Source organism: Thermoanaerobaculia bacterium (assembly GCA_035260525.1).
Lineage (GTDB): Bacteria > Acidobacteriota > Thermoanaerobaculia > UBA5066 > DATFVB01 > DATFVB01.
Map to the genome: position 1 here is coordinate 1 of DATFVB010000016.1, position 7,911 is coordinate 7,911.

Genomic DNA, 7,911 nt, shown 5'->3' on the forward strand with positions numbered 1-7,911 from the left:
GATCGAAGCGCTCCTCTTCCGTTCGGGAAAGCCCGACATATTCATCGCGGGGGCCGACGTGCGGGAGATCGAGAACGTCGTCACTCCGGAAGAGGGGCGGACGGCCTCCGCCGTCGGGCAGCGCATCTTCGACCGCTTCGCGAGCCTCCCCTTCCCGACCGTCGCCGCGATCCGGGGAGCGTGCCTCGGCGGCGGGACCGAGCTCGCGCTCGCCTGCGACTGGCGGGTGTGCTCCGACTCGCCGAAGACGATGATCGGGCTCCCGGAGGTCAACCTCGGGATCCTCCCCGGCTGGGGGGGGACGCAGCGGCTCCCCCGGCTCGTCGGGCTCGCGGCCGCGCTCGACCTCATCCTGACGGGCAAGCCGATCGACGGAAAACGCGCCGCCCGCATCGGCCTCGCCGACGCGGTCGTGCCCGAGGCCATCTTCCCGGAATGGAGCGAGACGTTCGCGCGCGGAAAGTTCGGCGCGAGGAAACCGCGCGGACGGCGGGCCCGCCTCCCGTTCGCCGCGCGGCTCCTCGAAGGCAATCCCGCCGGGCGCGCGCTCCTCTTCCGGAAGGCGCGCGCCTCGGTGCTCGCGCGCACCCACGGACACTACCCGGCGCCGATCGAGGCGCTCGGCGCCGTTGCCGAAGGCTTCGGGAAGAAGATGGACGCCGCGCTCGCCGTCGAGAACGCGCGTCTCGGAAACCTGATCGGCACCCCCGTGCAGCGGCGCCTCCTGCGCATCTTCTTCTGGACCGAGGAGGTCAAGAAGGAGACCGGCGCGATCAACCCGACCGTCGTCCCGCGTCCGGTCCGCCGCATCGGCGTGCTCGGGGCGGGAGTGATGGGCGGAGGGATCGCGCAGCTCGCGGCCGACCGCGGCTTCCCGGCGCGGATGAAGGACGTCGCGCCGGAGCCGCTCGCGCATGGCTTCCGCGCGGCCGCCGACCTCTGGAAGGAGAAGATGCGGCGGCGCCGGATGACGCGTTCCGAGTTCCGCCGCAAGATGGCGATGATCTCCGGCGGCCTCGACTACGCCGGGTTCGCCCGCGCGGAGGTGACGATCGAGGCGGTCGTCGAGAAGCTCGAGATCAAGCAGGCGGTGCTCCGGGAATGGGAGCAGGCGGTCGGAGACGAGGCCATCTTCGCCTCCAACACGTCGACGCTCCCGATCTCGAGAATCGCCGAGGCCGCCCGCCAGCCGCGGCGGGTGGCGGGAATGCATTTCTTCAACCCGGTCCACCGCATGCCGCTCGTGGAGGTGATTCGCGGCGAGAAGTCCTCCGACGAGACCGTCGCGACGATCTTCGACCTCGCCAAGAAGCTCGGCAAGACGCCGGTCGTCGTGCGCGACGCTCCGGGTTTCCTCGTCAACCGGATCCTCGCCCCGTATCTCTCCGAGGCCGTCCGTCTCCTCGAGGAGGGGTGCCGGATCGAGGACGTCGACCGCGCGCTCACGGGGTTCGGCATGCCGGTCGGCCCGCTCGCGCTCTTGGACGACGTCGGGATCGACGTCGCCGCCAAGGGCGGCCGCACGATGGCGGCGGCGTTCCCCGACCGGCTCCCTCTCTCCGCGCGCTTCGAGCCCTTCACGGCGCAGGGCCGGCTCGGGCGCAAATCGGGCCGGGGCTTCTATCGCTACCGCGGCACCCGCCGCGAAGGACCGGACCCCGAGGCGTACGGGCTGATCGGCGTGCGCCCCGGCAAGTCCGCGCCGCTGCCCCCCGAGGTGATCGAGGCGCGGCTCCTGATGCCGATGGTCAACGAGGCGGCGTACTGCCTGGAAGACCGCATCGTCGACGCGCCCGCCAGGCTCGATCTCGCGATGATCTTCGGCACGGGATTCCCGCCGTTTCGCGGCGGTCTCCTGCAGTACGCCGACGACCTGGGCGCCGACCGCGTCGTCAATCGTCTCCAGGACCTCGCGGAGCGCCTTGGAGCGCGCTTCGCTCCGTCGCCGCTCCTCGTCGGGATGGCGGACGCGCACGCGTCCTTCTACCCGCGCTGAAGCGCCTCCCCGCGTCCCGCCGGCCGAATCACGCGAAAATCTCCCGGGTGGAGTAGACTTTTTTCTTTCGCGAGGTTTCCATGTCGATCGAAGCTCCCCCCCGAAGTCACGCCTTCGTCAAGTCCCTCTTCTCCGGCGTCGTGGACGAGGAGGCGCTGTTCCCCTACCCGCAGATCGGCGAGGAAGAGCGCGAGACGGTCTCGACGTTTCTCGACTCCTTCCGGCAGTACGCCGCCGCGCGCATCGATCCCGCGAAGATCGAGCGCGAGCACTCCGTCGGCGCGGACGTCATCCGCGGCGTCTCGGAGCTCGGCCTGATGGGGATGGCGATCCCCGAGGCGTACGGCGGGTTCGGTTTCTCGGCTTCGGCGTACTGCCGCGTGATGGAAGACGTCGGCGTCGCGGACGCCTCGCTCGCGATCGTCGTCGGCGCGCACCAGTCGATCGGGTGCAAGGGGCTGATCCTGTTCGGAACGGAGGAACAGAAGCAGAGATGGCTTCCGAAGCTCGCGGCCGGCGAGCTCATCGCGGCCTTCGCGCTGACCGAGCCCGAGGCCGGCTCCGACGCCGCGGCGCAAAAGACGACGGCGGTCTACGACGCGGAGACCGACACGTTCGTCCTCAACGGGACCAAGCAGTGGATCTCCAACGGCGGGTTCGCGTCGTTCTTCACCGTCTTCGCGCGCGACGAGGGGCTTCCCGCGACCGAGCCGCACCGCAAGATCACCGCGTTCGTCGTCACCTCCGACCTTCCCGGCCTGACGCGGGGGAAGGAGGAGAACAAGCTCGGGCTCAAGGGGTCGTCGACCTGCCAGATCCACTTCGAGAACCTGCGCGTTCCCGCGGCCAACGTGTTGGGCGAGCGGGGTCAGGGATTCAAGATCGCGGTCGAGGTCTTGAACACCGGCCGCACCTCTCTCGCGGCCGGCTGCGTCGGCGGATCGAAGGCGATGATCCGCGCCGCCGCGCTCCATGCCACACAGCGCAAGCAGTTCCAGACGCCGATTGCGAAATTCGAGATGATCCGGACGAAGTTCGCCCGGATGGTCGTCGAGACGTACGCCCTCGAGTCGATGGTCTATTTCACGACGGGGATGATCGACGCGGGGGCGGAGGATTACGCCCTCGAGGGGGCTTGCTGCAAGGTCTTCGGAACGGAAGTCGTCTGGAGGAACATCAACGACGCCCTCCAGATCGCCGGCGGAAACGGGTTCATGGAAGAGTACCCGTACGAGAAGGCGCTCCGCGACTCGCGGATCAACATGATCTTCGAAGGGACCAACGAGATCCTGCGGATGCTGATCGCCCTTTCCGGCGCCCGCGACGTCGGGGATTACATGAAGGATGTCGGACGGGCCCTCAAGGCGCCGCTGTCGTCGCTCGGGATCCTTTCGGGATTCGCGGGGAAGCGGATCCGGCGCGCGGTCGCGCCGGGAGGGCTGGCGGCGGTCGCGCCCGAGCTCGCGCCGGAGGGAGACGCGCTCGTCAAGTACACCGGCGCGATGGCGAACGCGGTCGAGACGCTCCTCCAGAAGTACGGGAAGGGGATCATCGAGAAGGAGTACCAGCAGGAGCGGCTCGCCGACGCGACGATCGACCTCTATGCCGGATACGCGGTGCTCTCGCGGGCGACCGCCGCGACCGCGCGACGCGGGGCGGAGACGGCGGCCGACGAGATCCGGTTCGCGAAAACGTTCATCCGCGACGCCCGGCACCGCATCGTCGGGAACCTGAAGGCGATGGACCGGAGCCCGGACGCCGACCTCACGGCCATCTCCGAGACGGCCTACGGCGCCGGCGGCTACGCGTTCAGCTACTGGGAATGAGCGCTCCGCCGGGGGGGCGACGGCGGCCCCGGATCGCGAGGGCGTCGTGAAGCGCGGGCCGTCGCTCGCGCTCGAGCGCAAAAGGACGTCTCGGCGCGTCGCGCTCGTGACCGGCGGGGCCGTGCGTCTCGGCCGGACGATCGTTCTCGAGCGGGCGCGGGCGGGATGCGACGTCGCGGTCCACTACCACGCGTCGCGGGAAGAGGCCGACGCGGTCGTCGCGGAGGCGCGCGCCGCCGGCGCGCGGGCCGTCGCGATCCGCGCGGATCTCTCGCGGGCGGCCGATCCCGCGCGTCTGGTCGAGCGGACGATCCGGGCGTTCGGCCGCCTCGACCTCCTCGTCGGCTCGGCCGCGAACTTCCTGAAGGTGCCGTTCTCGGAGACGGACGCCGGCGTTTGGGACGCGGCGATGGATCTGAACGCGCGCGCGAACTTCCTCCTCGCTCGCGCGGCGGAAAAGGAGCTGCGGGCGCGGCGGGGCCGCGTCGTGCTCATCTCCGACCTCGCCGCGCGCCGGTTCTGGAAGGGCTATTCGGCGCACGCGATCTCGAAGGCGGCGGTCGAGGCGGTCGTGCGCGTCCTCGCCCGGCAGCTCGCGCCCGAAGTTTCCGTCAACGGCGTGGCGCCGGGAACGATCCTGCCCCCCGCCGGGATGCGCAAGGACCTCGTCGGCAAGCTCGTCTCCGAGATCCCGCTCCGCCGCTCCGGCACGCCCGAGGAGATCGCCGCCGCCGTCGCCTTCTTCTGCGACGGCCCGGCGTTCGTGACCGGGCAGGTGCTGACGGTGGATGGGGGGAGATCTCTCTACTAGCCGGGTACTAACCGGCGCGGCCATCCTCCTTCGCTCTCGCGAGCTTGGGCGGATTGCACAATGGAAGCATCACGCCAGGGTCAAGATCGCCGGAGGCAATGCCGGAGCCCTCCGAAGCCTTGGCGAAGAAGGGCCGAGGCGGGATACATCCGGGTCATTCCCGCGAAAGCGGGAATCCAGAGCTCCCGAACTCCGCGATCTCGTCCCTGAGTCTCCGCGCGAAATCCCGCATGACGGCGAGCCGCGGCGCGGCGAGCGCGCGGCCCTTCTCGGTCCGGAAGTCGTCGCGCGCCTCGGACTCGATCTCCGCGGCGAGCTCGGAGAGGTCCATCCGCTCGCGCGCGCCGAGCGCCGTCAGCCGCGCGATCCCGTAGGCGCCGATCTCGTCGAGGCGCCGGGCGTCGTGGACGCACTCCTCTTCGGACGTCGAGGGGGTGCGCGCGTAGCGTGCGAGCGATTTCCGGAGGCTCCGGACGTTCTCCGGACTCACGCCGGCCGACGCGAGGAAGAGCTCCGTCCGGCTCCCGTGCGCAAATCCCGCGACCCATTTCTCCTGACCCGAGAAGACGGCGAGGAGGAAGAGTCGGTCCGGGTCGACGTCGGGCCGCCCCGCCGCGATCGCCTCGGCCGCGCGGACGATCCGCTCCACGTCGCCGAAGTTCGTGACACCGTCGAGGCCGACGGCGAGCGGCTTGACCCAGTCGAGCACGCGGCGCCGCTCATCGTCGTTCACCGCGGAGCTACCGCCGGAACCGGCTCTGCAGCTCGGCCGCGCGCTTGCGCCCCTCGAACCGGGCGACCGCCTCCGGCGTCGCGCGGCGAATCGCGAGCTCGCTGTTGGCGTACTCGACCCACTCGTCCATCTTCGCGGCGAATGACTCGATCTCCGACGGATTCACGCGCTCGATCGAGAGCTCCTTGCCGTCCCAGCGCAGCTCGCGCGCCGACGTCGATGTCGTTCCGAACGGCGCGGACCGGAGGAGCTCGATCCACTCCTCCGGCGGAACCGGGTTCGGGCGCCATGCGGCCACGAGGGTCGTGATCATCGTCTCGTCGCCGTCGCCTCCCGCCACGTTCGACCGGATCTCGGGGCCCGACACATGGACCGAGAGCGAGGGCGGGATCTCGTGTTCGCGCGCCGCGCCGGCCGGCGGCGGCTCGGGGGAGTCGGGCCGCAGGAAGAAACCGCCTCCGGTCCGGGCGAAAAGCCGGTCGAGCTCCAGGCGTCGCAGGAGGGACGAAAGCCAGCGGGGCACGCGGAGATCTTATCCCGCGCCCTCCGGCGCATCATTCCCCTCGGGTTAGACTTCGCGCCATGAAGCGTCGCGGCCTCGTTCTCCTCGCGGCGGCCGCTCTGTCCGCCGCGTGCGGCGGCGAGAAGGCCGGCGTCGCGCTGCTGACACCCGGCCCCGTAACCGACCACGGCTGGAACGCCGCGGCGTACGAAGGGCTGATGGAGATCCACCGGGAGCTCGCGGTCCCCGTCGCGCACGTGCAGGTGAAAACACCCTCCGAGTTCGAGGAGCAGTTCCGCGATTTCGCCTCGCGCGGGGCATGGCTCGAGTTCGGCCACGGGTTCGAGTTCCAGGATGCCGCGGCGCGCGCGGCGCGCGATTTCCCGAAGACCGTCTTCATCACGACCTCGGGATCGACGATTCTTCCCAACCTCTCACCGATGGTGTTCGAGCTCGAGCAGGCGACGTACCTCTGCGGGATGGCCGCCGCGCGGCTGTCGAAGACCGGGATCGTCGGCGCCGTCGGGGGGGTCGAGATCCCGTCGGTCGCTTCCACCTTCCTCGCCTTCGAGGGAGGAGTTCACGCCGTGAACCCGAAGGAGGCCGTCCGGACGGTGTACACCGGGTCGTTCGACGACGCGGCGGCCGCCCGGCAGGCGACGCTCGCGCTCGCCGACCAGGGGTGCGACGTCGTGATCCACAACGCGGACGCCGCCGGGGCGGGCGTGTTCCAGGCCGCGCGCGAGCGGAAGATCCTCGCCTTCGGGACGAACAAGGACCAGAACGGCCTCGCTCCGGACGTCATCGTCGCCTCGGCGGTCATCGACATCCCGAAGGCGTTCGTCGCGGTCGCGCGCGAGGTCCGCGACGGGAAGTTCAAGCCGCGGTCGATCCGCTTCGGCATCCGGGACGGCGTGATCTCCTTCGTCTGGAATCCGCGGCTCGAGCCCGCGCTTCCCGCGGGACTCCCGGCGGAAATCGACCGGGCGCGGGCGGCGATCGTCTCCGGATCGCTCGTCGTCCCGCGGGGGAATTTCTGACGTTCTCCGTCCGCGCCGTGACCGTCCGCTTCGGCGGGACGACGGCGCTGTCGAACGTCTCGGTCGACTTCGAGCCCGGAGAGGTCCACGCGCTGCTGGGCGAAAACGGCGCGGGGAAATCGACTCTCGCCAACGTCCTCGACGGGAGAATCGTCCCCGACTCCGGAGAGGTCGCCGTCTCCGGGAGCGTCGGCCACGTGCACCAGCACTTCGCGATTCCGCCCGGGCTCACGGCCGCGGAGTGTCTCGCCGTCGAGGACACGGGTCTCCATCGCCTCGGCCCGCGGGCGCTCGCCGCGCGATTCCGCCGCGTCGAAGAGGAAACCGGCATCGCGCTCGGCGATCCGGATGCGGAGGCGGCGCGGCTTCCGGTCGGCGCGCGGCAGCGGCTGGAGCTCGCGCGCGCCCTCTTCCGCCGGCCCGACCTCCTCCTGTTGGACGAGCCGACGGCCGTGCTCGCCCCGGCGGAGATCGGCGCGTTCACGGCGTCGGTCCGCGCGGCGGCGCGTCGCGGCACGGCGGTCGTCTTCATCACCCACAAGCTCCCCGAGGTCTTCGCGGTCGCGGACCGGATCACGCTGCTCCGCCGCGGCGAGCGCGTCTTCACGAAGGCCGTCGGCGAGACCGCCGTTGACGAGATCGCGGCGCTCTTCCTCGCCGGGACGGAGCCGGCGCCCCGGACGCCGCGCGCGCCCGGCGCGCCGGTCCTCGTCGTGGACGGCGTCTCGACGCCGCCTTCGCCGGAGGCGACGGCGCTCGACGGGCTCTCGATCGTCGTCCGCGAGCGCCAGATCGCGGCGGTCGTCGGCGTCGACGGCAACGGCCAGGACGAGCTCGCCGAGATCGTCGCCGGCCTCCGCTCGCCCTCGGGAGGGTCCGTCTCGCTCTCCGGCGCGCGCGTCGACGGCGGCCGGTTCCGCCGCTCGGGAGCGTCGCTCGTCCCCGGGGACCGCCAGCGGGAAGGGCTGATCCTCGATTTCTCGATCGCGGACAACCTTCGGCT

General features: G+C 70.9%; 7 protein-coding genes. 5 read left to right on the forward strand and 2 right to left on the reverse strand.

The window, feature by feature from the left end; genetic code table 11:
• The 3 genes from VKH46_00535 to VKH46_00545 all read left to right on the forward strand — a co-directional run.
• Positions 1-1,996 (forward strand): 3-hydroxyacyl-CoA dehydrogenase NAD-binding domain-containing protein (locus tag VKH46_00535; protein ID HKB69301.1); only part of this gene is annotated, 1,996 nt, incomplete at its 5' end.
• An 80-nt stretch (positions 1,997-2,076) separates the two neighbouring features.
• Entirely contained in the window at positions 2,077-3,822 is a 1,746-nt protein-coding gene (locus tag VKH46_00540; protein HKB69302.1) for an acyl-CoA dehydrogenase family protein, read from the forward strand.
• 46 nt (positions 3,823-3,868) lie between these two features.
• Positions 3,869-4,633 (forward strand): SDR family oxidoreductase, encoded by a 765-nt coding sequence (locus tag VKH46_00545; GenBank protein ID HKB69303.1) that lies wholly within the window; start codon positions 3,869-3,871, stop codon positions 4,631-4,633.
• Between the two features lie 154 nt (positions 4,634-4,787).
• Here the strand turns inward: VKH46_00545 and VKH46_00550 are convergent, their stop codons facing one another.
• The gene (locus VKH46_00550; protein HKB69304.1) at positions 4,788-5,366 is read right to left on the reverse strand and encodes a hypothetical protein; all 579 of its coding nucleotides are present in this window, start codon (positions 5,364-5,366) and stop codon (positions 4,788-4,790) included.
• Between the two features lie 7 nt (positions 5,367-5,373).
• Entirely contained in the window at positions 5,374-5,889 is a 516-nt protein-coding gene (locus tag VKH46_00555; GenBank protein ID HKB69305.1) for a hypothetical protein, read from the reverse strand.
• Positions 5,890-5,948: 59 nt separating this feature from the next.
• Here VKH46_00555 and VKH46_00560 point away from each other — a divergent pair, with 59 nt between their 5' ends.
• Entirely contained in the window at positions 5,949-6,908 is a 960-nt protein-coding gene (locus VKH46_00560) for a BMP family protein (protein ID HKB69306.1), read from the forward strand.
• Between the two features lie 17 nt (positions 6,909-6,925).
• On the forward strand, positions 6,926-7,911 hold a 986-nt coding region (locus tag VKH46_00565), incomplete at its 3' end, for an ATP-binding cassette domain-containing protein (GenBank protein ID HKB69307.1).